At 71.5% G+C, this 25,927-nt stretch carries 17 protein-coding genes, 1 tRNA gene and 2 pseudogenes; 4 read left to right on the plus strand and 16 right to left on the minus strand.

Annotated features, from left to right (window positions below; translation table 11 throughout):
* Positions 1–17 precede the first annotated feature (17 nt).
* Positions 18–1,439, minus strand: coding sequence for a S53 family peptidase (locus tag ACWC0C_RS29220; RefSeq protein WP_450866942.1), 1,422 nt, complete (start codon positions 1,437–1,439; stop codon positions 18–20).
* An 80-nt stretch (positions 1,440–1,519) separates the two neighbouring features.
* Here ACWC0C_RS29220 and ACWC0C_RS29225 point away from each other — a divergent pair, with 80 nt between their 5' ends.
* From ACWC0C_RS29225 to ACWC0C_RS29235, 3 genes and pseudogenes are all read left to right on the plus strand, one after another.
* On the plus strand, positions 1,520–1,744 hold the full coding sequence (locus ACWC0C_RS29225) for a hypothetical protein (protein ID WP_450866944.1): 225 nt from the start codon (positions 1,520–1,522) through the stop codon (positions 1,742–1,744).
* A 247-nt stretch (positions 1,745–1,991) separates the two neighbouring features.
* The gene (locus ACWC0C_RS29230) at positions 1,992–2,399 is read left to right on the plus strand and encodes an HAD family hydrolase (protein WP_450866946.1); all 408 of its coding nucleotides are present in this window, start codon (positions 1,992–1,994) and stop codon (positions 2,397–2,399) included.
* A 110-nt stretch (positions 2,400–2,509) separates the two neighbouring features.
* Positions 2,510–3,759, plus strand: a pseudogene (locus tag ACWC0C_RS29235) (tyrosine-type recombinase/integrase).
* 43 nt (positions 3,760–3,802) lie between these two features.
* On the opposite strand, the gene ACWC0C_RS29240 reads toward ACWC0C_RS29235, so the two are convergent.
* From ACWC0C_RS29240 to bldG, 11 genes are all read right to left on the minus strand, one after another.
* Positions 3,803–3,879: transfer RNA gene (locus tag ACWC0C_RS29240), tRNA-Thr, on the minus strand.
* 108 nt (positions 3,880–3,987) lie between these two features.
* The gene (locus tag ACWC0C_RS29245; RefSeq protein ID WP_450866948.1) at positions 3,988–5,592 is read right to left on the minus strand and encodes an alpha/beta hydrolase; all 1,605 of its coding nucleotides are present in this window, start codon (positions 5,590–5,592) and stop codon (positions 3,988–3,990) included.
* 300 nt (positions 5,593–5,892) lie between these two features.
* Positions 5,893–7,098, minus strand: coding sequence for a DNA polymerase III subunit delta' (locus tag ACWC0C_RS29250; RefSeq protein WP_450866950.1), 1,206 nt, complete (start codon positions 7,096–7,098; stop codon positions 5,893–5,895).
* Positions 7,099–7,285: 187 nt separating this feature from the next.
* Positions 7,286–10,594, minus strand: a complete 3,309-nt coding sequence (gene tmk / locus ACWC0C_RS29255) for a dTMP kinase (RefSeq protein ID WP_450866952.1) — start codon at positions 10,592–10,594, stop codon at positions 7,286–7,288.
* A gap of 226 nt (positions 10,595–10,820) precedes the next feature.
* A complete protein-coding gene (topA, locus tag ACWC0C_RS29260) occupies positions 10,821–13,655 on the minus strand; it encodes a type I DNA topoisomerase (protein ID WP_449198567.1) in 2,835 nt (944 codons plus the stop codon).
* Positions 13,656–13,923: 268 nt separating this feature from the next.
* Positions 13,924–14,121, minus strand: coding sequence for a hypothetical protein (locus ACWC0C_RS29265; RefSeq protein ID WP_449198566.1), 198 nt, complete (start codon positions 14,119–14,121; stop codon positions 13,924–13,926).
* A 933-nt stretch (positions 14,122–15,054) separates the two neighbouring features.
* Positions 15,055–16,596: a DUF7059 domain-containing protein gene (locus ACWC0C_RS29270; RefSeq protein WP_450866955.1), complete on the minus strand. Its 1,542-nt coding sequence runs from the start codon at positions 16,594–16,596 to the stop codon at positions 15,055–15,057.
* Positions 16,597–16,877: 281 nt separating this feature from the next.
* Positions 16,878–17,501, minus strand: coding sequence for a small secreted protein (locus tag ACWC0C_RS29275; RefSeq protein WP_449198564.1), 624 nt, complete (start codon positions 17,499–17,501; stop codon positions 16,878–16,880).
* A 251-nt stretch (positions 17,502–17,752) separates the two neighbouring features.
* Positions 17,753–20,155, minus strand: coding sequence for a sodium-translocating pyrophosphatase (locus ACWC0C_RS29280; RefSeq protein ID WP_449198563.1), 2,403 nt, complete (start codon positions 20,153–20,155; stop codon positions 17,753–17,755).
* Between the two features lie 280 nt (positions 20,156–20,435).
* The gene (locus ACWC0C_RS29285) at positions 20,436–20,876 is read right to left on the minus strand and encodes an ATP-binding protein (protein WP_449198562.1); all 441 of its coding nucleotides are present in this window, start codon (positions 20,874–20,876) and stop codon (positions 20,436–20,438) included.
* A 202-nt stretch (positions 20,877–21,078) separates the two neighbouring features.
* Positions 21,079–21,420 carry an anti-sigma factor antagonist BldG gene (bldG, locus tag ACWC0C_RS29290; RefSeq protein WP_010986038.1) on the minus strand — a complete coding sequence of 114 codons (342 nt, stop codon included), beginning with the start codon at positions 21,418–21,420 and terminating at the stop codon, positions 21,079–21,081.
* A gap of 81 nt (positions 21,421–21,501) precedes the next feature.
* On the opposite strand from bldG, the gene ACWC0C_RS29295 reads away from it, so the two are divergent.
* Complete coding sequence (locus tag ACWC0C_RS29295) at positions 21,502–24,018, plus strand: DEAD/DEAH box helicase (RefSeq protein ID WP_449198561.1); 2,517 nt, start codon at positions 21,502–21,504, stop codon at positions 24,016–24,018.
* 115 nt (positions 24,019–24,133) lie between these two features.
* On the opposite strand, the pseudogene ACWC0C_RS29300 reads toward ACWC0C_RS29295, so the two are convergent.
* From ACWC0C_RS29300 to ACWC0C_RS29315, 4 genes and pseudogenes are all read right to left on the minus strand, one after another.
* Positions 24,134–24,496, minus strand: a pseudogene (locus tag ACWC0C_RS29300) (Rv3654c family TadE-like protein); the annotation flags it as partial.
* Positions 24,493–24,831, minus strand: coding sequence for a TadE family type IV pilus minor pilin (locus tag ACWC0C_RS29305; RefSeq protein ID WP_449198560.1), 339 nt, complete (start codon positions 24,829–24,831; stop codon positions 24,493–24,495). The gene ACWC0C_RS29305 and the pseudogene ACWC0C_RS29300, both read right to left, overlap by 4 nt.
* A 22-nt stretch (positions 24,832–24,853) precedes the next feature.
* Positions 24,854–25,057 (minus strand): DUF4244 domain-containing protein, encoded by a 204-nt coding sequence (locus tag ACWC0C_RS29310; protein ID WP_450866958.1) that lies wholly within the window; start codon positions 25,055–25,057, stop codon positions 24,854–24,856.
* 71 nt (positions 25,058–25,128) lie between these two features.
* Entirely contained in the window at positions 25,129–25,908 is a 780-nt protein-coding gene (locus ACWC0C_RS29315; protein WP_450866960.1) for a type II secretion system F family protein, read from the minus strand.
* Positions 25,909–25,927 lie beyond the last annotated feature (19 nt).

Genomic DNA, 25,927 nt, shown 5'->3' on the forward strand with positions numbered 1-25,927 from the left:
TACCAGGCCCCTCTGGTTCAGCCGCTGGCTGCGAGGGCGGGCACGAGCTTGGAGGCGTCGATGGTGCCCAGCCCCGAGGCGAGGTCGAAGCCTTTGGTGGCTTGGAATCCATCCGGACCGTTGTTCCCCTCGGTGATGTCGACGATCCCTCCGTCCGGCCGCTTGGCTAGTGCGTACAGCGCGCCGTGGATGTCGCCGAGACGCCTGCCAGCCTTCTCGTCGGCCAGCGCAACGACCGAGGCGAATAGGGGGCTGGCTACGCTGGTGCCACCGACCTTGATCCACCCCTTCCCGTTCGAGAGGAAGCCCTGGTAGATCAGCGTGCCTCCGGACCACGAACCGTCCATGGACAGGTCGGGCGTTCCGCGCCGCTGACCGACCACCCCGCGTGTGCCGTCCTGATAGGCCGGGCGCTGAAACGTCTGCGATGGACCGCCGCCCGTGGCCCCGTTGCCGGAGCTGGAGTCGTTCCATACCGTGTCTGCGGCGGTGCGCCTTCCGTCGGCGTCGAGATGCAGGCGCGAGCCGCCCACGGACACGAAACTGGGGTCCGAACCGGGCCAACTCAGGGACTTGACCCGCGTGTTGCCCTTCCCGATGGTCGGTGCCGCGCCCCAGTCACCGGCAGTGGCCACCAGTGTGCTTCCGGTCGACACGATGTCGGCGAAGTCCTTGCTGGCCTTCTCCAACGCGAGGGCCGGCTGACCGGTGTTTCCTGCAGCCTGGTATTCCTGGGCTCCGAGGCTGACAGAGATGACGTCGGGGTCGCCCTGCTGCAGCATCGTGCCAATAGCCTCGGGAAACAGCTTGCCGAGCACCCTACCGCCTGCCAGGGCAGAGTTCGGCGGCAGGTAGGACGGGTTGTTCCCCTGGGGCTGTGGTGGGGTGGAGCCGGTCGGTGCCCGCGAGGGTAGGCCCACGAAAATTCCGAGATCTAAGACCACGATGCGTGCATCCGGAGCCATGGCGTGCGCCACTTGCACGTCGAGTGTGGTCTCGGTGGCCGTCGCGACCATTTTCTGGTTGCCGGCATCAAAAGGGGCCGGAGAGGCCCCGGTGTCGAACTGACTGATCGTGAGCTTGGGCTTCGGCAGCTTCATTTTCGTACTGAATTCAGCCAGGTCCTTCTGGAGGGTGGGTGGCGCGTACATAGTGAGGATGCCGATGGTGCGGCCTTTGCCGGTCAGCCCCTGCGCATGGAGCCGGTCGATCCCGTACGCTTTGCGGACCATGTCCAGGGTGTAGCAGGGCGTTCCGAGCTGCTTCTCGCACTCTTGGATGCTGGGCACCGTAGCGAACGGCTTGGATGGTTGCTTGCTGCCCGAAACAGCCGGGCTCGGGCTCTCGGGCATGGACACGGCGCTGCTGCAGGCGGTGGCGGCTAGTCCGAGGCTCATCACATAGAGCACGGCACGCCTCGCGCGGCTGGGTCTCGTCATGCCCTCAGCCTGCTGGCAGCAATGCCGGGATGCCTGGAACTGCTGGGTCCAACGGGTGATCCGCAGGCCACTGTCTCCACATGACACACGAGCTGGAAGCCACGGGACGTGCCGCGTCGTACCGGCGGTCGATCTTCGCCAACGTGTCGGCGGTGTTCACGGCGGCCGTGGAAGACCGGACCATCGCCGAGAACCTGTGCCGCGCTCGCTCGGTGCGGGCGCCGTCTCTCGACGGGCGCAAGGGCCGTGCAGCGGAAGACCAGCGAGACGATCTAGCTCTTCATGACAACGGGAGGGGCGGATAGCGTCCCTCGTGTGCTGGCACTCTTCGACCTCGACAACACCCTGATCGACCGACAGTGCGGCTTGGACGCATGGGCGGGTGCCTTCGCTCGCTCCCGTGGACTGCCGGATCAGACTGCGGTGCTCGTGACTGCCAGGCTGCGAGACCGGGCATACCCCGAGGACTTCGATTACCTGCGAGGCGTCCTACGGCTCGCGGAGGGCGCTGAGGAACTGTGGAGTGAATAAGTTGACGGAGTAACTCGGTCGGTGCACTGCTTTCCCGGGGTCCTGGAAGGTCTCCAAGAGCTCCGCCGCGAGGGATGGACACTGGGGATTGCGACAAATGGGGCGGTCGATATCCAGCGTGCCAAGCTCGAGATGACCGGGCTCGCCGAGCTCTTCGACGGGGTCACCATCTCGGAAGGTGTCGGAGTACGGAAGCCAGAGCGCGCCCTCTTCGATGCCGCAGCCGCGGCCTGTGGCGTCCCGCTGAGCGCCGGAGAGTGGTTGGTGGGCGACAACCCCGCGACGGACGTAGCGGGGGCACAGGCGGCCGGACTGCGGACCGCCTGGGTGGCCGGCGGCCGTGAATGGGCCGATGGCCTCCGCGAGCCCGACCTCATGGTGTCGAGTGCCGAGGAGGCCATCGCGATGTTGCGGACGTTGACCCGCTAGACCGGCTCGCCGGGCGGGGCGGCGTGTAGCTCCGCGAGTACCTGAGCGAGTGCGGGTGAGGTGTCCTTGAGGCCATCCCAACGCTCCATGACCGCGGCGGCAGCGTCGGCATGAGCTCCCGCAAGGCCAACATGGAGTCGTCCGTCTACGAGCGCATCGACGGCTGGTGGCACGGCCGCGTCACCATGGGCGTGAAGCCGGACGGTAGTCCGGACCGCCGGCACCGCCGGGCCAGGACCGAGACGGAAATGAAGCGCAAGGTCCGCGAGTTGGAGACCCTGCGCGACAGGGAAAGGGCACCCAAGGCCGGCCGTAAGCCGACCGTGGAACAGTGGATGACCACCGATGTACCGCGTGATGCTCGAAGAGGGGCACGCGCCGTCCCAGGTACTCAAGGTGCACCGCATCCTGTCGCGCGCCCTGAAGATCGCCCACCGTCGGCGTCTCATCACGGTGAACGTCGCCACCCTCGTGGATCCCCCGACCGTGGACGAGACCGAGGCGAACCCGTTCACGACCAAGGAGGCCAAAGCCTTCCTGAAGGCCGCAGCGAAGCGGCCCACCTTCATGCGGTGGTGTGTCGGGGTCGGCATGGGCTTCCGGCAGGGCGAAACCCTGGGCTTGAGGTGGCCGTACGTGGACCTCGACAACGAGCTGTTCCATCCCCAGTGGCAGCTTCAGCGGCTTACGTGGCGCCATGGCTGCCAGGACCCACAGGCCTGCGGCGCCGCGTTCCATCGGTTCGAGCCCTGCCCCTCGGACTGCACAACTCACAAGGGCTACAAGCGGGGGTGCCCCGATCCGTGCCCGAAGGGCTGCACGAGTCACGCCCGTGCCTGTCCCGACCGGAAGAACGGGGGTCTGGTCTTCCGGCGCCCCAAGACGAAGAAGAGTCGGAACGCCGTCCCCATTCCGCCTCCGTTCATCCCCTACCTGCGCGAGCACAAGGCGCAGCAGGAGGAGTTGCGGGCGACGGCCGGGGAGCTGTGGGAGGAACATCACGTCGTCTTCTCTCGCCCTGACGGCCGGCCTCTCGATCCGCGTCAGGACTGGGAGGAGTTCAAGAACCTGCTCGCGGAAGCCGGGATCGACGACCGCCGCCTGTACGACGGGAGTCGCCACACCGCCGGGACGATCCTGAACAAGCTGGGGGTGGACATGCCCACGATCATGGAGATCCTGCGCCACACCCAGATCAGCCAGACCCGCCGGTACGTGAAGGGACGCTCACATGTCGAAGGACGCGATGCGGCGCATGGGGGACTACTTCATGCCCGACCCGGGGTCCATGTCTGAGACCAAGACTGAGACCACGGACAGCCGCGCGGCTCGCGCACGGCGCCGACGCCGCGTCCGGTGAACGATAAAGCCCAGCTCAGACAGTGTCTGAGCTGGGCTTCCCATGGAGCCGCCTTCGGGATTCGAACCCGAGACCTACGCATTACGAGTGCGTTGCTCTGGCCATCTGAGCTAAGGCGGCGCGCCGTCCGCACTATGGTGCGATCGGCAACGTCGGTAAGTCTACACAGTTTCCGAGGGTGCTCCGACCATGCCCCGGAGGGGAGGGCTCCGGGGCCGGCGGCAGGGGCTATGAGCAGCGCTTTCCCGCGGTCGGCGGGGTGCCGCGGAGCAGGTAGGTGTCGATCGCCGTGTCGATGCACGTGCTGCCGCGGCCGTAGGCGGTGTGGCCGTCGCCGACGTAGGTCAGGAGGCGGCCCGAGGAGAGCTGGTGGGACAGGGACCGGGCCCAGCGGTAGGGGGTCGCCGGGTCGCGGGTGGTGCCGGCCACCACGATCGGCGCCGCGCCCTTCGCCTCGATGCGGTGCGGCTCGCCCGTGGCCTTCACCGGCCAGTACGCGCAGTTCAGCGAGGCCCAGGCCAGGACGTCGCCGAAGACCGGGGACGCCTTCTCGAAGGCGGGCAGTCCCTCCTCCACCTGCTCGGGGCCGGTGAAGGCGGGCGGCAGGTCCAGGCAGTTCACGGCGGCGTTGGCCATCATCAGGTTGCTGTAGTGGCCGCTGCCGTCACGTTCGTAGTAGCTGTCGGAGAGCGCGAGCAGGCCGGCGCCGTCGTTCTCCTTCATCGCCGAGGTCAGCGCCTCGCGCAGCCGCTCCCAGGTGCCCTGGTCGTACATTGCCGCGATCACCCCGGTCGTGGCCAGCGCCTCGCCCAGCTTGCGGCCGTCCGCGTCGCCGGCCGGGATGGGGTGCGCGTCCAGCTTCCGGAAGAACGCCTTGAGGTGGTCGCCGACCTGCGCGGGTGTCGTGCCCTTGCCGCCGAGCGGGCAGTCGGAGTGCCGTACGCAGTCCTTCGCGAACGCCTGGAACGCCGTCTCGAAGCCGGCCGTCTGGTCCAGGTTCATCTCCCGGGCGTTCAGTGTGGGGTCCATCGCGCCGTCCAGGACCATCCGGCCGACCCGGTGGGGAAACAGCCCGGCGTACGTCGCCCCGAGGAACGTGCCGTACGACGCCCCCACGTAGTTCAGTTTCGGATCACCCAGCGCCGCCCGCAGGATGTCCATGTCCCGCGCCGCCTCGACGGTGGAGACGTGCCGCAGCAGCCGCGCCGAGTGCGCCCCGCAGCTCTCCGCGAACTTCCGGTCCGCCGTGACCAGCGCGTTCCGCTCCGTCTGGTCGTCGGGGGTGAGGTCCGTCTGTGTGTACGTGTCCATCTGGCGGCCGTCGAGGCACTCGACGGGCTCGCTGCGGGCCACGCCCCGCGGGTCCACCGCGACCATGTCGTAGCGGGCGCGGACGGCGGCGGGATAGCCGATGCCCGCGTACTGCTGGAGGTAGCCCACCGCCGAGCCGCCGGGGCCGCCCGGGTTGACCAGCAGCGAACCGAGCGGCTTGCCCTTTCCGGTGGCCTTCTTGCGGGCGACGGCGAGCCGGACGTCGCCCGCGCCGGGCTTGGCGTAGTCCAGCGGGGCCTTCATCGTCGCGCACTGGAAGCCGGACACGCCGCAGCTGCGCCAGTGCAGCTTCTGGGCGTAGTACGACGACAGCGCCGACGGCGTCGCGCGCGGCAGCGCGGCCAGCACCGCGTCCGTCGCACCGCCCGCCGACGTGGTCGAGCTCCCGGAGGAGCAGGCGGACACGAGCAGGGCGGCGGCCGTGAAAAGGGTGGCCGTGAGGCGGGCCGTCGTCCGGGTGCGGGTGCTCCGGGACCGGCGGAGGGAGGGCCTGGTCTGCATCAGGCGAGCGTAACGCTGTGCGACGGATCGGGAGCGGAGGGTGTGGATTATGGCTCGTACGGGGGACAGCACGAGGGCAGCACGGGGGCATGTGCGGCTCCGAAGAGTGCCAGGGGTAGGCAGGGGTAGCCGGGGGGAGCACTGGAGGGGCATCGGCGCCTCCGCGAGGGGTCGGCACGGGTGTTCAGGAGGTTCAGGAGCGTCCAGGTGACTCGGAGGTCATCAGGGGGCCAGGCCTCGTCCGTCGCGCGACGGGGTCGGTCCGTCCCCCGGCCGGCCCGGCGGTGCCGCGCGCCGTGGTCAGCCTGCCCGCAGCGCCATCGTCATCGCCTCCACCGCCAACAGCGGAGCCACGTTGCGGTCGAGGGCCTCGCGGCACGCGGCGATCGCCTCGATGCGGCGGAGTGTGGATTCCGGAGTGCTGCCGTGCGCCAGCCGGTCCAGGGCGTCCTGTGCGTCTTCGTTGGCGATCGCCACGCGGGAGCCGAGCTGGAGGGCGAGGACGTCGCGGTAGAAGGCGGTGAGGTCGCCGAGGGCGATGTCGAGACTGTCGCGCTGCGTGCGGGTTCTGCGGCGCTTCTGCATGTCCTCGAGGTCCTTCATCACGCCCGCCGTGCCACGTGGCAGCCGGCCGCCCTGGGCTGCGCCGAGCGCCGCCTTCAGCTCCTCGGCCTCCTTGCCGTCCATCTCCTCGGCGAGTTGCTTGGCGTCCTCCGCGGCCGCGTCGACCAGCTGCTGGGCGGCCTTGAGGCAGGCGCCGACCTCGTCCAGCCGCAGGGGCAGCTTGAGCACGGCGGCGCGGCGCTCACGGGCCGCCGGGTCGGTGGCCAGGCGCCGGGCCCGGTCCACGTGCCCCTGGGTGGCGCGGGCGGCGGCCGCCGCGTCCTCGGGTTCGATGCCGTCGCGCCGTACGAGCATGTCGGCGACCGCCTCCACGGACGGCGTGCTCAGGTTCAGGTGGCGGCAGCGGGAGCGGATCGTGGGCAGGACGTCCTCGATGGAGGGGGCGCACAGCAGCCAGACCGTGCGGGGCGCGGGCTCCTCGACGGCCTTGAGGACGGCGTTCGCCGACTTCTCGTTCAGCCGCTCGGCGTCCTCGACCAGGATGATCTGCCAGCGGCCGTTCGCCGGGGAGGTGAACGACTTGCGGACCGTGTCACGCATGTCCTTCACCAGGATCTCGGAGCCGACGGCGGCCACGGTGGTGACGTCCGCGTGGGTGCCGAGCAGCGCGGTGTGGCAGCCGTCGCAGAAACCGCAGCCGGGGGCGCCGCCGAGGGCGCGGTCGGGGCTCACGCACTGCAGGGCGGCGGCGAAGGCCCTGGCCGCCTGGTTCCGGCCCGCTCCGGGCGGGCCCGTGAACAGCCAGGCATGCGTCATCTTCGACGCCTCGGGCAGCGGCTCGTCGGCCGCGGCGGCCGTGACGAGGGCGTCCGCGTCCCGCGCGGCCGCGCCGAGCACCGCGCTCACCCTCTCCTGCCCGACGAGGTCGTCCCATACGGTCATGGGTCACGCCGCCCTTCCGTCACACTCCGCGTTCCGTCCGTCCATTGTGCGGGTGGGTACTGACAACGCGGTCCGACGGACCGTTCAGGAACAGCCGGGAAAGGGAACAGCCGGGAAAGGCGAGGGCGGCGCCGGTCGCTGCTCCGACCGGCGCCGCCCTGTGCTCATGCCCGTGAGGGGCCGTCCGTCAGCCGCATCCGCCCCGGCCGTGGCCCTTGCGGCCCTGCTCCTCGTCGTGGTCGCCGTAGTCGCGCTCGTCGTAGGACCCCAGCAGCTCGTCCGCCAGCGACGGCAGGTCGTCCAGCGGGGTCTCCTCGGCCCAGTCGGGCCGCGGCCGGCGGCGCGGCGTGCCGTCGTCGCCGATCTGAGGCATCTCGCGCGTACGGTCCTCGGAGCCGTCGGGGCCCGCGGCGGGCCGCTCGTCCCGGAAGAAGCCGGGCGGCACCCGGTCCGCCGGGTCGTCACCCCGTACGGGCGGCAGGACGGCCGTCTCGTCGGCCGCCCCAACCGGCGGCAGCACCGCGGTCTCATCGGCCGCGCCCGGAACCTGTGGCAGCACCGCCGTCTCGTCCGCAGCGCCCGGAACCACCGGCGGCTGCGGGAGTTCGGCCGTCACCTCGGTGTCGGAGCCGGACTCGGCCGACCGCGCCGCACGGTCGTCCCGTGCAGGCGCCGTCTCTCGCTCCTCGGCGCCCCCGGCCTCGTCGCGGGCGTCCCCGGCCTCGTCACGGGCGTCGCGCGTGCCGCGCACGGGACGCAGCACCGTCGTCTCGTCCGTGCCCGGTGCGACGACCGGCGACACCACCGGCGTGGGGACCGTCGCCGCGTCCGGAACCACGCCGGGCGTGGTCGGCAAGGGCGTGCTGGACCTGCGGGCCGCCGTGTCGGCCGCCGCCGCTGCCTCGGCCGCCTCCCGGCGGGCCTCCTCGGCACGCAGTAGCGCCTCCTCGGCCTTGCGCTGCTTCTCCAGGCGCCGGGCCTCCTCCTCGGCACGCAGCCGGGCCTCCTCCTCGGCCTGCTTGCGGCGCCGCTCCTCCTCGGCCCTGCGGCGGGACTCCTCCTCGGCCCGGGCCTTCTCCTCGGCGAGGAGGCGCTGGCGTTCCTCCTCCGCGCGCCGGGCCGCTTCCGCCGCCCGCTGCCGGGCCTCCTCGGCCTGCCGTTCGGCCTCGCGACGCTGCGCCTCCTCCAGCTCGCGGCGCTTACGCTCCTCCTCCTCGGCACGCAGCCGGGCCAGCTCCTCCTGGCGCTCGCGCTCCAGGCGCTCCTCCTCGGCCTTGCGCGCGGCCTCTTCCTCGGCCTTGCGCCGGGCCTCCTCCTCGGCCTTCTTCCGCGCCTCCTCCTGGGCCTTGATCTCGGCCTCGGACAGCGGCAGCACGGTGTCCAGGCGGTGCCGGATCACGGTGGTGACGGCCTCGGGCTCCTGCCCGGCGTCCACGACGAGGTAACGGCCGGGGTCGGAGGCGGCCAGCGTGAGGAAACCGGCCCGCACGCGTGCGTGGAACTCGGCCGGCTCCGACTCCAGCCGGTCCGGTGCCTCGGTGAACCGCTCGCGGGCGGTCTCCGGGGAGACGTCCAGCAGGACGGTCAGGTGCGGGACCAGGCCGTTGGTCGCCCAGCGGTTGATGCGGGCGACCTCGGTCGGGGACAGGTCGCGGCCGGCGCCCTGGTAGGCGACGGACGAGTCGATGTAGCGGTCGGAGATGACCACCGCGCCGCGCTCCAGGGCGGGCCGTACAACCGTGTCGACATGCTCGGCCCGGTCGGCGGCGTACAGCAGCGCCTCCGCGCGGTGGGACAGGCCCGCCGAGGACACGTCCAGCAGGATCGAGCGCAGCCGCTTGCCGACCGGAGTCGCCCCCGGCTCGCGTGTGAGCACGACCTCGTGCCCCTTGGCCCGGATCCACTCGGCGAGGGCCTCGGCCTGAGTGGACTTTCCGGCGCCGTCGCCGCCCTCCAGGGCGATGAAGAAACCACCCGCCGCCGGTGCCTCGACCGGGTCGTCGCCGCCGAGCAGCGCGTCCTTCAGGTCCTGGCGCAGCGGGATGCCGGAGCGGTCGTCGACCTTGGCGAGCACCAGCGCCGCCACCGGCAGCAGCAGCGCGCCGACCAGCATCAGCGTGAAGGAGGCGCCGCCGTGCGCGAAGACGAACTTGCCGTTCTCCATCCGGTGCCGGCCGATGAGCCCGGCGACCACGGGCGCGATCAGGGCGCCGAGCGCTATGAAGACCCGGACGACCGCGTGCAGGTGCTCGGTGACGCGGGCCCGGCGGTAGTCCTCGGTCTCCTGGTCGAGCAGGGCGTGCCCGGTGTTCGCGGCCACGCCCGCGGCGACGCCGGCCAGTGTGACGATCAGCACTACCGTGGTGACGTCCGGGACCAGCCCGGCGGCCAGCAGGGCGATGCCGGTGAAGGCGATCGCGAGGGCGAGCAGCCGGCGGCGCGAGAGCGTGGGCAGCAGCGCGGGGGCCGTACGGATACCGACGGCGACGCCGCCGGTCAGGCCCAGCACCAGCAGGCCGTACAGGACCGGGCCGCCGCCCAGGTCGGTGGCGTGCAGGACACACACCGAGACCGCGGCGGCGATGGCTCCGGCGACCGCGGCGCAGGCCGGGACGAGCAGCGGGATCGCGCCCGTACGGCCCTTGTCGACGCCGGTGCCGGTGCGCGGGCGGCGCAGGCCCTCCAGCGGCGACCGCGCGCGCGGAGTGCGCGCCTCGGGCAGCTCCAGGAAGGTCAGCACGGACAGGGAGGCGGCGAACAGGCCCGCCGCCACATACGCCCCGAGGGCCGCGTGGTGCTGGTCGAACCAGGCCACGCCGGTGCCCAGCAGGTTGTTGAACAGCGCTGCGACGACCAGCGCGGTGGCCGCCAGCGGGACGGCCAGGAAGTTCGTGCGCAGCGACAGGCGGCGCAGGGCGTCCATGTGGTCCGGCAGCGGCCGTACGGTGGCGCCCTCCGGGGGCGGACCGGGCAGCAGGGCCGGGGCCGCGCTCTCCCGGCACACCGTCCACAGGCGCTCGGCGACACCGGTGACGAAGGCGGTGACCAGCAGGACGGCCAGCGCGTTGTCCGGGGTCCAGTCGATCCACAGGGGCGCGACGATCAGCAGCGCGGCGCGCACGCCGTCGGCGCCGACCATGGTCCAGCGGCGGTCGAGCGGGCCCTCCTGGGCCGTGAGCGAGGTCAGCGGGCCGAGGAGCACCGCGCCGAACAGCAGCGTGGCGAGGACGCGCGCCGCGAACACCGTCGCCACTGCGAACGCCACTCCCCGGTATCCGCCCCCGAACACACCCTGGGCGATCGCCGTCTGGAGGGCGAGGACGACCAGGACGAGAAGGGCGAGGCTGTCGCCGACACCGCTCACCAGCTGCGCGCTCCACAGGCGCCGCAGTTGCGGTCGGCGCAGCAGGGAACGGACGGCGCGCTCGCGGGAGTCCGCGACCAGGGCGTCGTCCGGAGCTGTGGTGGGGGCCGTTGGCTGCTCGGCTCGCGTCATGCGTTCAGCCTATCGGCAGCCACCGACACCACACCCCCGCCTCTCCCGGCATGCGAACGCCCCGACACCAAAGTGATGCCGGGGCGTTCGCATTGCGAAGCCGGAGCGGCGACCGGAACGGCGACCGACGGCGGGGCAGGCAACCGAGCCGAGGCCCGTCAGCCCTCCGAATCAAAGGCCGTCGGTCCCCGAGCCGAAGCCCCTCGGCCTTCCGTCCCGAAGGCGGTCAGTCCTCCGAGCCCGGCGCCGTCGCCTTCGAAGCCGTGGCCTTCTTGGCCGTCGTCTTCTTCGCGGTGGTCTTCTTCGCGGCCGCGGTCGTCTTCTTCGCCGCCGTCTTCTTGGCGGCGGTCTTCTTCGCCGGGGCGGTCTTCTTGGCCACGGCCTTCTTCGCGGTCTTCTTGGCGGGGCCCTTCGCGCGCTTCTCGGCGAGCAGCTCGAAGCCGCGCTCCGGGGTGATCGCCTCGACGCTGTCGCCGGAGCGCAGGGTCGCGTTCGTCTCGCCGTCGGTGACGTACGGGCCGAAGCGGCCGTCCTTGACCACGACCGGCTTGCCGGAGACCGGGTCCTCGCCCAGCTCCTTCAGCGGCGGCTTGGCGGCCGCCCGGCCACGCTGCTTCGGCTGGGCGTAGATCGCCTGCGCCTCCTCCAGCGTGATCGTGAAGAGCTGGTCCTCGGACTGCAGCGAGCGCGAGTCCGTGCCCTTCTTCAGATACGGGCCGTAGCGGCCGTTCTGCGCGGTGATCTCCTGGCCGTCGGCGTCGGTGCCGACGATGCGCGGCAGCGACATCAGCTGCAGCGCGTCCTCGAGCGTCACCGTGTCCAGCGACATGGACTTGAAGAGCGAGGCCGTGCGCGGCTTGACCGCGTTCTTGCCGGTCTTCGGGGTGCCCTCGGGGAGGACCTCCGTGACGTACGGGCCGTAGCGGCCGTCCTTGGCGACGATCGGGTGGTGCGGCGGCTCCGGGTCGGTGCCGAGCACGCGCTCTCCGCTGGGCTTGGCCAGCAGTTCCTCGGCCAGCTCGACCGTCAGCTCGTCCGGCGGCAGGTCGTCGGGGATGTCCGCGCGCTGGTGCTCCTCGGTGTCCTTCTCGCCGCGCTCGATGTACGGGCCGTAGCGGCCGACGCGCAGCACGATGTCGCTGCCCACCGGGAACGACGACACCTCGCGCGCGTCGATCGCGCCCAGGTCGGTCACCAGCTCCTTGAGGCCGCCGAGGTGGTCCCCGTCGCCGTTGCCGGCGTCGGCCGCGCCGCCCGTGGCAGTGCCCTCGCCGAAGTAGAAGCGCTTCAGCCACGGCACGGCCTGCGCCTCACCGGCCGCGATCCGGTCGAGGTCATCCTCCATCTTGGCGGTGAAGTCGTAGTCGACGAGCCGCCCGAAGTGCTTCTCCAGGAGGTTGACCACGGCGAAGGACAGGAAGGACGGCACCAGGGCCGTTCCCTTCTTGAACACGTAGCCGCGGTCGAGGATCGTGCCGATGATCGACGCGTACGTCGACGGGCGGCCGATCTCGCGCTCTTCCAGCTCCTTGACCAGGGAGGCCTCGGTGTAGCGGGCCGGGGGCTTGGTGGCGTGGCCGTCGACGGTGATCTGCTCGGCGGACAGCGCGTCGCCCTCGGCGACCTGCGGCAGCCGGCGCTCACGGTCGTCCAGCTCGGCGTTCGGGTCGTCGGCACCCTCGACGTAGGCCTTCAGGAAGCCGTGGAAGGTGATCGTCTTGCCGGAGGCGCTGAACTCGACGTCCCGGCCGTCGGTGGCGGTGCCGCCGATCTTCACGGTCACGCTGTTGCCGGTCGCGTCCTTCATCTGGGAGGCGACGGTCCGCTTCCAGATCAGCTCGTAGAGCTTGAACTGGTCGCCGGTCAGGCCGGTCTCGGCGGGAGTGCGGAAACGATCACCCGAGGGCCGGATCGCCTCGTGGGCCTCCTGCGCGTTCTTGACCTTGGCGGCGTACGTACGCGGCTGCGGGGGCAGGTAGTCGGCGCCGTAGAGCTGCGTGACCTGGGCGCGGGCCGCCGCGATCGCCGTGTCGCTCAGCGTCGTGGAGTCCGTACGCATGTACGTGATGTAGCCGTTCTCGTACAGCTTCTGCGCGATCTGCATCGTCGCCTTCGCGCCGAAGCCGAGCTTGCGGCTGGCCTCCTGCTGCAGCGTCGTCGTACGGAACGGGGCGTACGGCGAGCGGCGGTACGGCTTGGACTCGACGGACCGGACGGAGAAGCGGGTGTTCTCCAGGGCGGCGGCGAGGGCGCGGGCGGTCGCCTCGTCGAGGTGGAGGATGTTCTCGCTCTTGAGTTGTCCCAGGGAGTCGAAGTCGCGGCCCTGCGCGATCCGCCTGCCGTCGACGGTCTGCAGGCGGGCGACCAGCGACGACGGGTCCGACGAATCGCCCGCGCGGCCGGTCGCGAAGGTGCCCGTCAGGTCCCAGTACTCGGCAGAACGAAAAGCGATGCGCTCGCGTTCCCGTTCCACGACGAGTCGCGTGGCGACGGACTGCACGCGGCCGGCCGACAGCCGGGGCATGACCTTCTTCCACAGCACCGGGGAGACCTCGTAGCCGTAGAGGCGGTCGAGGATGCGGCGCGTCTCCTGGGCGTCGACCAGCTTCTGGTTGAGCTGGCGCGGGTTGGCGACGGCCTCGCGGATCGCGTCCTTGGTGATCTCGTGGAACACCATCCGCTTGACCGGGATCTTCGGCTTGAGGACCTCCTGGAGGTGCCAGGCGATCGCCTCGCCCTCCCGGTCCTCATCGGTGGCGAGGAAGAGCTCGTCGGAATCCTTGAGCAGGTCCTTGAGCTTCTTGACCTGCGCCCGCTTGTCGGCGTTGATCACATAGATCGGCTGGAAGTCATGGTCGACGTCCACACCGAGGCGGCGCACCTCGCCGGTGTACTTCTCGGGCACCTCCGCGGCGCCGTTGGGGAGGTCGCGGATGTGCCCGACGCTCGCTTCGACGACGTAGCCGGGGCCGAGGTAGCCCTTGATCGTCTTCGCCTTGGCAGGCGACTCGACGATGACGAGTCGGCGGCCGCCCTGTGCGGTCTCGCTGGTCGGGGACAACTTCGCTCTTCTCTCCGGTCGACGCTGGGGCCTCCCCAGGGCTTCCTCCCGGGGTCGCGGCGTACTGCTGGCAGGTGTGACGCTGCGGAGTGTGACGGTACATCCCGCCCCCGTGTCAAACGGGAAAAGCCCACAACGGCCACTCGAACGGTAACCCGACTACCGCCATTCCTGCCGCCCGGAGTACCGGGTACCCACTCGAGGCATGTCCGGAGCGTGATGCTCCCCTTACTCTCGCGGCAGTTCCTCCACCGCGCGCCTGCCGACGTCAGAGGCGGGTCAGGCAGTACACACCGAGGGCCAGAGCGACCGTCCCGGCCACGCTCGCGAGGGCGGCCGATGCGACCTGGTTCACACCGTGGGCCACCGGTTCGCGCCGCCTGAGCCGGGTGCCGGTCCAGGCCAGCAGGGCACCTCCGAACAGGGCGAACACCATGCCCGCGAAGATCACCGGCCCGCTCTCCATCCCCCGCCCACCTCTTTCGTGCCGTCCGGCTCTGCCCAGCGCCGGGAGGGTGGCACGCGCGGGAGACGGGCGGGCGACATCGGGGTGAACAGAGGGCCCATGTGATACCGAACACGTGATCGAAAACTGCTCGGGGCAGGTCCGGCATCCGTATTTTTCCGGCCGTTTTCCCGGCACCGGCGCGTCACGGCTCCCGCCGACGGTCCGCTCGGGCGGGTCGCGGCTCCCGCCGATGCCCGTTCCGGCCATGTGCCACCGGCATACGAAGATGATCCGGACGTGTGCCACCAAGGCATCCGGGGCCGACTACGACCGCACGGGCATCCGGCATACCTCAGACGACCCAGCCGACGTGGGCCAGCCACGCGCCGGACCAGCCGACGTGGACCAACCGCGCACCGGACCAGTCGCCGTCCCCCAGCGGCACCAGCCGCCGTGGCCCGGCCGTCGCGTCGAACCAGCCACCGTGTCCCGACCACTCAGCGGACCCACGGCTGGGTCCCGCCCCCGCGCCGGACCAGTCGCCGTGGCCGAGCCGCCCGCCGGACCAGCAACCGTGGGCCGACCACTCAGCGGACCCACGGCCCTGCCCCGCCGCACGCCGAACCAGCCGCCGTAGCCCGGCCGCACGCCGAACCAGCCATAGTGGCCCGGCCACTCAGCGGACCCACAGCCGCGGCCCAGCCCCGCGCCGGACCAGTCACCGTAGCCCGGCCGCACGCCGAACCAGCCACCACGACCGACCACTCAGCGAACCCACAGCCGTGTCCCAGCCGCCCGCTGGACCAGCCACCGTAGCCCGGCCACCCGGCGAACCCACGGCCACAGCCCAGCCCCCGCCGAACCAGTCACCGTGACCCAGCCACCCGGCGGACCCACAGCCATGACCCCGCCGCGCGCCGGACCCCTCGCCCTCGCCCCGGTCCGGCTCGTTCAGTTGCCCGGCTCGAGGAAGCCCTGTTCCACCAGCAGGCGGATCTGCGCGGGGGTCCGGTCGCGGAGCAGGACCGGGTCCTCGTTCATGAGCTGGGCGATGGCGTCCAGGATGCGGCCCGCGCTCAGCGTGCCGTCGCAGACGCCCGCGAACCCGGCGCCGACCGTGTCCACCTTCGTGGCCCGGCGCATCCCGCGGTGCTGGCGCAGCACCACGTGCTCCGGGTCCTCCGCGCCGGGCAGTCCGACCTGCTCCTGGACCACCTCGGCAGCGAGCCTGAAGTGGCTTTCGAGCAGCGCCGCGTCGTCGTGCTCCCGGAGGTAGTCGAGCCGCTCGAAGTGCGCCAGGATCGTGTCGCCGAGGGGCTGCTCAACGGGGTGCGGCCACTCCTCCACCGTGACGACGGGCTCGGCGGAACCCGTCCGGCGCAGGGTGATCCAGCCGAAGCCGACCGCCTTGACCTTGCGCGCCTCGAACTCGTCGAGCCAGGCGTCGTACCGCGCCTGGTAGTCCGCCGGATCCCCGCGGTGGTCACCGGCGTCCCTCAGCCACAGCTCGGCGTACTGCGTGATGTCCTGCACCTCGCGCTGCACGATCCAGGCATCGCACCCGCGCGGCACCCATGACCTGAGTCTGTCCTGCCAGTCCTCCCCTGCCATGTGCTGCCAGTTGGCGAGGAACTGCGCGAACCCGCCCTCGTTCAGCCGTTCCCCCGCCTGCTGAACGAGCGAGCGGCACAGATCGTCCCCGCCCATGCCACCGTCCCGGTAAGTCAGCCGGGCGCCGGGCGAGATGACGAAGGGCGGGTTGGAGACGATCAGGTCGAACGTCTCGTCGTCCCGGACCGGTTCGAACAGCGAACCCTCGCGCAGGTCGGCGGCGGGTGCGCCGGAGAGCGCGAGGGTGAGCGCGGTGATGTGCAGCGCGCGCGGGTTGAGGTCGGTCGCCGTCACGCACGTGGCGTGCTGGGCGGCGTGCAGAGCCTGGATGCCGGAGCCGGTGCCGAGGTCCAGGGCGGAGGCGACCGGCGTACGTACGGTGATACCGGCGAGGGTCGTGGAGGCGCCGCCGACGCCCAGGACGACGGCTGCGTCCGCCTGACGGCCCAGCTGCCCGATACCGCCGGCCCCGCCGACCGCGCAGCCCAGGTCGGAGACGATGAACCAGTCCTCGCCGGCGGGGCCGCCGTAGGGCCGTACGTCCACCGTGGCGGCCACCTCGTCGCCGCCCACGCGCGTGAGCCACCGGGCCTCCAGCACCTCCTCGACCGGCAGAACGGCCGCCACGCGCGCGTACGGCACCGGTTGCTGGAGCAGGAACAGCCGTACGAGCGTCTCCAGCGGCGTGTCGCCACGGGTCGCCCTGAGCGCGGGCACGGTCTCGCTGCGGGCCAGCGCCGCGTACGCGGGGGCGCCGAGCAGGTCGAGCAGCCCGTCGGCGGTGAAGGAGGCGGCCAGCAGCGCGTCCCGCAGGCGCGCGGCGACGTCGGGCCGGTCGGAAGCGGGCAGGGAGGCGAGTCCGGAGTCAGTCACGCCCCCCATTGTGGCCCGGGGCAGCTGCCGGACGCGGCCTCAGCACGCCTCGCCGCCCCGGCTCCGATCAGCCTCTGTCGGCCGGGTACCCGACGGACTGGCCGAGCGAGGCCACCGGCCCCGCGTCGGCCGCGCACCACCGGCGGCCGTGAACCGCCGACCACGGACCAGTGGCCGCCCCGAACCGCCTGCCGTGGACCACTGGCCACCGTGAGCCGCCGATCGTGAACCACCGTTCGTGAGCCATCCTTCTGGACCGCCGAACGCAGGCCGCCGCCTGAACGGCCCCGTCAGCCCGCCGACGACGAGGGCGAAGCCGGTGCCGTCGCCGTCGCCGCGGCCTTCTTGCAGCTGGCCTGCTGCGCCATCGCCTGCTGGACGTCGCCCTGCTCCAGACGCTTCAGCGCCTCCGTGCCGCTGTCGCTCTGCTTGCCGACCTCCTTGGTCTGGGTGGCGGCGACGTCCTTGAGGCCCTGGGCGAATTTGCCCTGGTCGCTGGTGTCGAGCCCGTCGACCTTCTTCTTCAGGGCTGTGTACGAAGCGGAGAGACCGGCGAGGTTCTTGGCGGCGTCCTGCTGCCGCTTGGTGCCGTCGGCGACCCCGGGGGGAGCCCCGGCGTTGTCGAGGGCGTCGGCGAGCGCCTTGTAGCCGTCGGCCATGTCCTGGAAGGCCTGCGAGTAGGTCTTCTGGGCGCTCTTGGGCGGCAGGTTGCTGTCGGTGGCGATGGCCGAGATCGACGCGTTCGCCGCCTTGATCTTCGCGTCCTGCGCGGGCACCGCGTCGCACACCGACTTGGCCCAGGCGACCAGTTTGGGGTCGGGCCCCTTGTCGCCGCCGCCGCTGCTGCTGCATCCCGACAGCGCCACCACCAGTACCGCACCGCCGGACAGTGCGGCCGCGAGCTTCTTGTTCACCGGATTGGTCCCTTCCATGGCTCTCGGCCCACGGACCCTACACGGCGGACCCACACCCACCGCACCCCGAACGCCCTCCAAGACGCCCTTTGTGACTCTTTGCACCATGCGAGAGAAGGCTCACCACGCGGGCGAGCCCACGGACGAACCCATGGACGAACCCGCGAACGAACCCCATGGACGACAGCGGGCGGGCGGCGCGTCAGCACGCGCCGTCCGCCCGCCCGTTGAGCAGGGCTTTCCCAGAAGGTCTAGGAAACCACCGCCGTGTTCGGTGAGTTGGCGACCCGCTCGGCGCTCCCCTCGTCACCGACGGCGATCCCGCGCCGCTTGGAGATGTACACGGCAAGGACGATCACCACGAGCGAGAGGGCCGCGATCAGGATCCGCACGCCCAGGTTCTTGTCGGCGCCGTAGGAGAACTTGATCACCGCGGGGGCGATGAGCAGCGAGACCAGGTTCATGACCTTCAGCAGCGGGTTGATCGCCGGTCCCGCGGTGTCCTTGAAGGGGTCTCCCACGGTGTCGCCGATCACGGTGGCCGCGTGGGCCTCGCTGCCCTTGCCGCCGTGGTGCCCGTCCTCCACCAGCTTCTTGGCGTTGTCCCAGGCGCCGCCGGAGTTGGCGAGGAACACCGCCATCAGCGTGCCCGCGCCGATCGCGCCGGCGAGGTAGGAGCCGAGCGAGCCGACGCCGAGCGTGAACCCGACGAAGATCGGCGCCATCACGGCGAGCAGACCGGGTGTGGCCAGCTCCCTGAGCGCGTCCTTGGTGCAGATGTCGACGACCTTGCCGTACTCGGGCTTCTCGGTGAAGTCCATGATCCCGGGCTTCTCACGGAACTGCCGCCGTACCTCGAAGACCACCGAACCGGCCGACCGTGACACGGCGCTGATGGCCAGTCCGGAGAAGAGGAAGACGACCGCCGCACCCGCGATGAGGCCGACGAGGTTGTTGGGCTGCGAGATGTCCAGGGACAGGCTCAGGGGCGCACCGGGGCCGGTGAGCTTCTCCCCGACGTCCTGCACGTTGGTGGTGATCGCGTCGCGGTACGACCCGAACAGCGCCGACGCGGCGAGGACGGCGGTGGCGATGGCGATGCCCTTGGTGATGGCCTTGGTGGTGTTGCCCACCGCGTCCAGGTTGGTGAGCACCTGGGCGCCGGCGCCCTCGACGTCGCCGGACATCTCGGCGATGCCCTGCGCGTTGTCGGAGACCGGCCCGAAGGTGTCCATGGCGACGATCACGCCGACCGTGGTGAGCAGGCCGGTGCCGGCCAGCGCGACCGCGAACAGCGCGAGCATGATCGACGTACCCCCGAGCAGGAACGCGCCGTACACGCCAAGCCCGATGAGCAGCGCGGTGTAGACGGCCGACTCCAGGCCGAGCGAGATGCCGGACAGGACGACCGTGGCCGGGCCCGTCAGGGAGGTCTTGCCGATGTCCCGGACCGGACGGCGGTTGGTCTCGGTGAAGTAGCCGGTCAGCTGCTGGATGACGGCGGCGAGCAGGATGCCGATCGCCACCGCGACCAGGGCGAGGAGCCGCGGGTCGCCGGTCTTGCCCTTGATCGCCGCGTCTGTCACGCCGCCGAGGCCGGAGTACTTCGACGGGAGGTAGACGAAGGCGGCGATCGCGACCAGTGCCAGGGAGATCACCGCGGAAATGAAGAATCCACGGTTGATCGCGGTCATGCCGCTGCGGTCGGTGCGGCGCGGGGCGACCGCGAAGATGCCGATCATCGCCGTGAGCACGCCGATGGCGGGCACCAGCAGCGGGAACGCCAGCCCGGAGTTGCCGAAGGCGGCCTTGCCGAGGATCAGTGCGGCCACCAGGGTGACGGCGTACGACTCGAAGAGGTCGGCCGCCATGCCCGCGCAGTCGCCGACGTTGTCGCCCACATTGTCGGCGATGGTCGCGGCATTGCGCGGGTCGTCCTCCGGAATGCCCTGTTCGACCTTGCCGACAAGGTCGGCGCCGACGTCGGCGGCCTTGGTGAAGATGCCGCCGCCCACACGCATGAACATGGCGATCAGGGCGGCACCGAGGCCGAAGCCCTCCAGCACCTTCGGCGCATCGGCCGCGTACACCAGCACCACGCAGGAGGCGCCCAGCAGACCGAGCCCCACCGTGAACATGCCGACGACGCCGCCTGTGCGAAATGCGATCTTCATCGCGGTGTGCGAGACGGTGGTGAGATCCTTTTCTGGTTCGCCTGGTGCCGGTGTGGCTTCCCGGGCCGCCGCGGCGACCCGGACATTGCTGCGTACGGCGAGCCACATGCCGATATAGCCGGTGGCCGCCGAGAACGCCGCGCCGATCAGGAAGAACACCGATCGTCCGGCACGCTGATTCCAGTCGTCCGCAGGCAGCAGCATGAGCAGGAAGAAGACGACGACGGCGAATACGCCGAGCGTGCGCAACTGCCGGGCGAGATACGCCTTCGCGCCTTCCTGGACCGCCTCGGCGATCGTCTTCATGCTGTCGGTGCCCTCGCCCGCGGCCAGCACCTGGCGCACCAGGATCCCCGCGACCACCAGAGCGGCCAGGGCGACCGCCGCGATGACGGCCACGATGATCCGGTTGTCGTCGGTCAGGACCGCGGCCGCGAGGGATGTGGGGTGATCCGATTGTGGGATGGAAAGCCCCGCCATTCGTCCTCCTTGACGCTTGGACTGAGCTCAAGATGTGGACGGATTCTAGGTACCTCGGAGTGATCTCAACAGGGCGCGGTAAACGGAATTAGCCTCAACGGGCTCATCAGCAAAAGATCGAGATCGGCACACAACCCGAATGGAGTAATGCCCCCAGGGCATTGAGGAATGATCGCGAAAGATCGTGAATTCCTTCACGAATTCGGGAGGTGGCCTGTTCATATGGAAAAACGCCGAGGGCCCTGCTTGGCAGGGCCCTCGTGAAGTGCTACGGCAGCGCTCAGAGAAGCGCTGTGGCCGACGCCGCGGCCGGCGGTGTGGTCGGCCAGGTCATGCGAATCAGGCCGCCGTCGTGTCCGGTGCTGACCTGGACGTCGTCGACGAGGCCGCTGATGACCGCAAGGCCCATCTCGTCCTCCTCGATCTCCTCGCCGTCCTGTGCGGCGCCGGGCGTGTCGCCCGGGACCGCGTGCGGCGCCTCGTCGCCGACCTCGATGGAGAACTGTTTCTCCTCCTCGATCAGCGCCACCTTCACGGGCGCGCTGATGCCGCTGCTCTGATGCAGTCCGACAGCGCGGGAGCAGGCCTCGCCGACGGCGAGCCGGACCTCGTCGAGGACGGCCTCGTCCACTCCGGCCCTGCGTGCCACCGCGGCCGCCACCAACCGGGCGGTCCGGACGTGCTCGGGCAGCGCGCTGAAGCGGAGTTCGACGGTGGCCATGCATCCCCCTCGCGACTACGGGCGTGCGGACGGGGGCGGGGCCGCCGAGCGCCCGCACCCCCTGGTGTGCTTCTGTGCCCCGGACCGCTTCGGAGCCCGGGACGGAACCGGCCGACTCACCGGCCGCGTACGCAACGGGCCGGACGGGACCGGCCGGCGTCGGGACTCCGGCAGGAGCCCGGCGCCGGTGACCGGTCCAGGGTCAGTCGGTGGCCGCCACCGCTTCCTCGACCGAGGTGTGGATCGGAAACACCTTGGTGAGGCCGGTGATGCGGAAGATCTTGAGAATGCGCTCCTGGTTGCAGACCAGGCGCAGCGAGCCCTCGTGGGCACGCACTCGCTTCAGGCCGCCGACCAGCACGCCGAGCCCGGTGGAGTCGAGGAAGTCCACGCCCTCCATGTCGACGACGAGGTGGAAATTCCCGTCGTTCACCAGCTCGACCAGCTGCTCGCGCAGCTTGGGCGCGGTGTATACATCGATTTCGCCACCGACCTCGACGACCGTACGATCGCCGACGGTACGGGTCGACAGGGACAGGTCCACGGATCCTCCAGCACCTTGCTATCGAGCGGTCGCCCCTCGGGCACCTCGGCTTGCGGCCCTCGGGACGCTTCGCCAGCCGCGATGGCATTCAATCACTTACCGGCAGGCGTGCACGACGCCTTGGCTCCATTGTCCGTCACGCCAGTGACACACTCGGTGCCGATGGCCAAGAATCACCGATCCGATCGATCCCCGGCGGACCCGGCGTCCCGCCCGTCTCCGGGCACGGTCCTGGACCGGCTCGCCTCCGGGCCGAGCCGGTCTGCGCGCATCACTCATACGGAGCACTTGCCCCCGCGCGAGGGCCGCCATGCCGTCTGGCCTGACCGGATTCGGTCCGAGGTGATCGCGGCCGTCCAGGCCTGCGGCATCGAACACCCCTGGGCGCACCAGTCGCTGGCCGCCGAGCACGCCCTGGACGGCGATTCGGTGGTCGTCGCCACCGGCACCGCCTCCGGCAAGTCCCTGGCGTACCTCGTGCCCGTCCTGTCGACCCTCCTGGACGGCTCCGAGGCTCCGAACGGCCGCGGGGCCACCGCGCTGTACCTGGCGCCCACCAAGGCGCTCGCGGCGGATCAGTGCCGGTCGGTGAAGGAACTTTCACAACCTCTCGGCAGCGCCGTACGGCCCGCCGTGTACGACGGCGACACCCCGTTCGAGGAACGGGAGTGGATCCGCCAGTACGCCAACTACGTCCTCACCAACCCCGACATGCTGCACCGCGGGATACTCCCGTCCCACCCGCGCTGGTCCTCCTTCCTGAAGTCGCTCAAGTACGTCGTCATCGACGAGTGCCACACCTACCGCGGCGTCTTCGGCTCGCACGTCGCCCAGGTGCTGCGCCGGCTGCGCCGCCTGTGCGCCCGCTACGGCGCCTCGCCCGTCTTCCTGCTGGCCTCCGCGACCGCCGCCGAGCCCGCCGTCGCCGCCCGCCGGCTGACCGGCCTGCCGGTGACCGAGGTCGCGGACGACGCCTCCCCGCGCGGGGAGCTGGTCTTCGCCCTGTGGGAGCCGCCGCTCACCGAGCTGCACGGCGAGAAGGGCGCCCCGGTACGCCGCACCGCCACCGCCGAGACCGCCGACCTGCTGACCGACCTGACCGTGCAGGGCGTGCGCTCGGTCGCCTTCGTACGGTCCCGGCGCGGCGCCGAGCTGATCTCGGTGATCGCCCAGGAGAAGCTGGCCGAGGTCGACCGCTCCCTGGTCCGGCGGGTCGCGGCCTACCGCGGCGGCTACCTCCCCGAGGAGCGCCGCGCCCTGGAGCGCGCGCTGCACTCCGGCGAACTCCTCGGGCTGGCCGCCACGACGGCCCTGGAGCTGGGCGTGGACGTCTCCGGCCTGGACGCGGTGGTCATCTCCGGCTACCCGGGCACGCGCGCGTCCCTGTGGCAGCAGGCGGGCCGCGCGGGCCGCTCCGGACAGGGCGCGCTCGCGGTCCTGGTGGCCCGCGACGACCCGCTGGACACCTTCCTGGTCCACCACCCGGAGGCCCTGTTCGACCAACCGGTGGAGTCCACCGTCCTCGACCCCGACAACCCCTACGTCCTCGCCCCGCACCTGTGCGCCGCCGCCGCGGAACTCCCGCTGACCGAGGAGGACCTGGACCTCTTCGGCCCCGCCTGTGCGGACGTACTGCCGCAGCTGGAGGCCGCGAAGCTGCTGCGCCGGCGGACGAAGGCCTGGCACTGGACGCGCCGGGAGCGGGCCGCCGACCTGACCGACATCCGCGGCGCGGGCGGGCGCCCGGTGCAGGTCGTGGAGTCCGGCACGGGCCGTCTGCTCGGCACGGTCGACGCCGCCGCCGCGCACTCCGCGGTCCACGAGGGCGCGGTCCACCTGCACCAGGGCCGCACCTACCTGGTTCGCCAGCTCGACCTGGAGGACTCGGTCGCCCTGGTCGAGCAGGCCGACCCGCCGTACTCCACGGTCGCCCGCGACACCACCTCGATCTCCATCCTGGAGACGGACACCGAGATCCCCTGGGGCGCCGGCCGCCTCTGCTACGGCTCGGTCGAAGTCACCAACCAGGTCGTCTCCTACCTCCGCAGGCGCCTCATCACCGGCGAAGTGCTCGGCGAGACCAAGCTCGACCTCCCTCCTCGTACGCTGCGCACACGCGCGGTGTGGTGGACGGTGACGGACGACCAGCTGGACGAGGCCCGGATCAACCCGGAGATCCTCGGTGGCTCCCTGCACGCCGCCGAGCACGCCTCCATCGGTCTGCTGCCCCTCTTCGCGACCTGCGACCGCTGGGACATCGGGGGCGTCTCCGTCCCCCTCCACCCCGACACCCTCCTTCCGACGGTCTTCGTCTACGACGGCCACCCCGGCGGCGCGGGCTTCGCCGAGCGTGCCTTCCACACCGCCCGCGCCTGGCTCACCGCCACCCGCGAGGCCATCGCCTCCTGCGAGTGCGAGGCCGGCTGCCCGTCCTGCATCCAGTCCCCCAAGTGCGGCAACGGCAACGATCCGCTGCACAAGAGGGGGGCGGTACGACTGCTCACGGTGCTGTTGCGGGGAGCACCGGAGGAGAAGCCGGGGGAACAGCCGACGGAGGAACCGACGGAGCCGGCGCCGGGGCGGGCGCCGCGGGCTTGAGGGAGCCCGGCACGGGTCTCTCCGGTGAGGCTCCCTCCGACCCGGATCCCGTCGGGACGGATCCGGCCCGCACCGGTTCCTCCGGCCCCCATTCCGCCGGCCCGGGTTCCCGCGGCCCCGATGCCGCCGGATCTGGTCCCACCGGCCCCGCTCTGGCCCTGGCCTCCGCCGCGAACGGTCCTCTTCCGGCGGCTGCCGTCACATCCGAGGTCTCGCCGACGATCGCGCACCGCACCAGCCGTACCCCCTGGGCCGCCGCCAGCCGCTCGGCCCGCGCGCAGGCCGCCGCGCCGCCCTCGGTCCAGTGGGCCGCCGCCGCGAGCGCCGCCAGATCCGCGCCGCCGGCCGCCCGATGCCGGACGACGACGGCCTGCCCGAGCGCGAGCACGGCGCCGAACACCGCACAGAGCACGGCGATCGCCCCCAGGCTCCACACGGTGGCGGACCCACGGTCGGAGCCCGGCCGCTCCCGCTTCACGGCCCCGCCTCCCCCGTGCCCAGGGTCTCCTCGGCCGGCGCGACGGCCTCCTCCCGCACCTCGAACGGCAGCCCGCTCAACACCGGCGGCCTGGCCACCACCGTCACCCGGACCTGGCCGTCCTCGCGCCCGACGGTCACCCGCGCCCCGCGCGGCGCCGCCTCCCGGGTCACCGTCACCACCGCGTCGGCCGGGTCCTGACGCGCGGCGGCCCGGGCGCCGATGCGGGCGGCGTCCACGCACCGGATCTGTGCGGCCACCACGAGCAGCCCCCAGACCAGCGCCATCGTGAACGCCACCAGCACACAGAGCACCACGGCCGCCTCCGCGGTCACGAACCCCCGGTCCGCCCCTCGCTCACATCCGCGCACTGAGGGCCTTCTTCACGATGTCCTGCAGCTCCGTCCGGACCTGGCCGCTGGTGACGACCTCGTAGAGCAGCAATGCGAACCCGACGGCCGCGATGATCCCCATCGCGTATTCGGACGTCACCATTCCGGCATCTGAGCGGCGCATCCCCCGCAGCAGCCGCACCGCCGCGTCCTTGATCTTCCCGTTCATTCCAACCCCCTTGATTTACAGGTCTTTTGTGGTTCCCGCCGGTGACTCAGGCTGGTTCCTTCTCGTACGCCTCACCTGCCTCTCATCACCCCGCCCGCGAGTCCGATCACGACGGGCAGTACGCCGACCGCGACGAAGGCGGGCAGGAAGCACAGGCCCACCGGCGCGGAGATCAGTACGGCCGCACGCCGGGCCCGGGCCGTCGCGGTGCGGGCCCACTGCGCGCGTGCGTCGGAGGCGAGACGGGTGGCCGGTGCGGCCGCCGGAAGCCCGGACTCGTCGGCCCGCTCCAGCAGCCGCGCGAGGGCCCCGGCGCCAGGCAGCGCGGCCAACCTGCGCCAGGCGTCCGCCGGTTCACCCCCGAGCCGCACCTCCGCCGCGCCCCGCGCCAGCGCCTCCCCGACCGGTCCGCCGAGCGCCTCACCCACCGCCTGGGCGGCGACCACCGGCCCGGCGCCGGCCGCGATACAGGCGGCCAGCAGGTCGGCGGCGAGCGGGAGTTGGCGTGCGGCTGTCGCTGTGTCGACCGGATCCTCCCGATCGGCCGCGATCCGGCGACTCCGCCACCGCCACAGCAGGGCCCCGGCACCCAGCCCCAGCAGGGCCCCGGCCACACCACCGACCAGAACCCACGCGCCACACACCACCCCGGCCGGTGGCAGCCAGCGCCGCACCGCGCCCGCCGCGGTCAACCGGCTCCTGGGCACCGGCACTTCCAGGCCGAGCAGCTCGGCCACCCGCCGCCGCGCCCGACGCCGCCGCCGGACCAGATCCAGCCGCCGGACCGCCCAGCCGAGGACCAGCACCACCCCGCCGACCATCCCCAACCTGTGGACAACTTCCCCGTTCACGCCGCCCTCTCTCCCCACG

Source organism: Streptomyces sp. NPDC001709 (genome assembly GCF_053596375.1).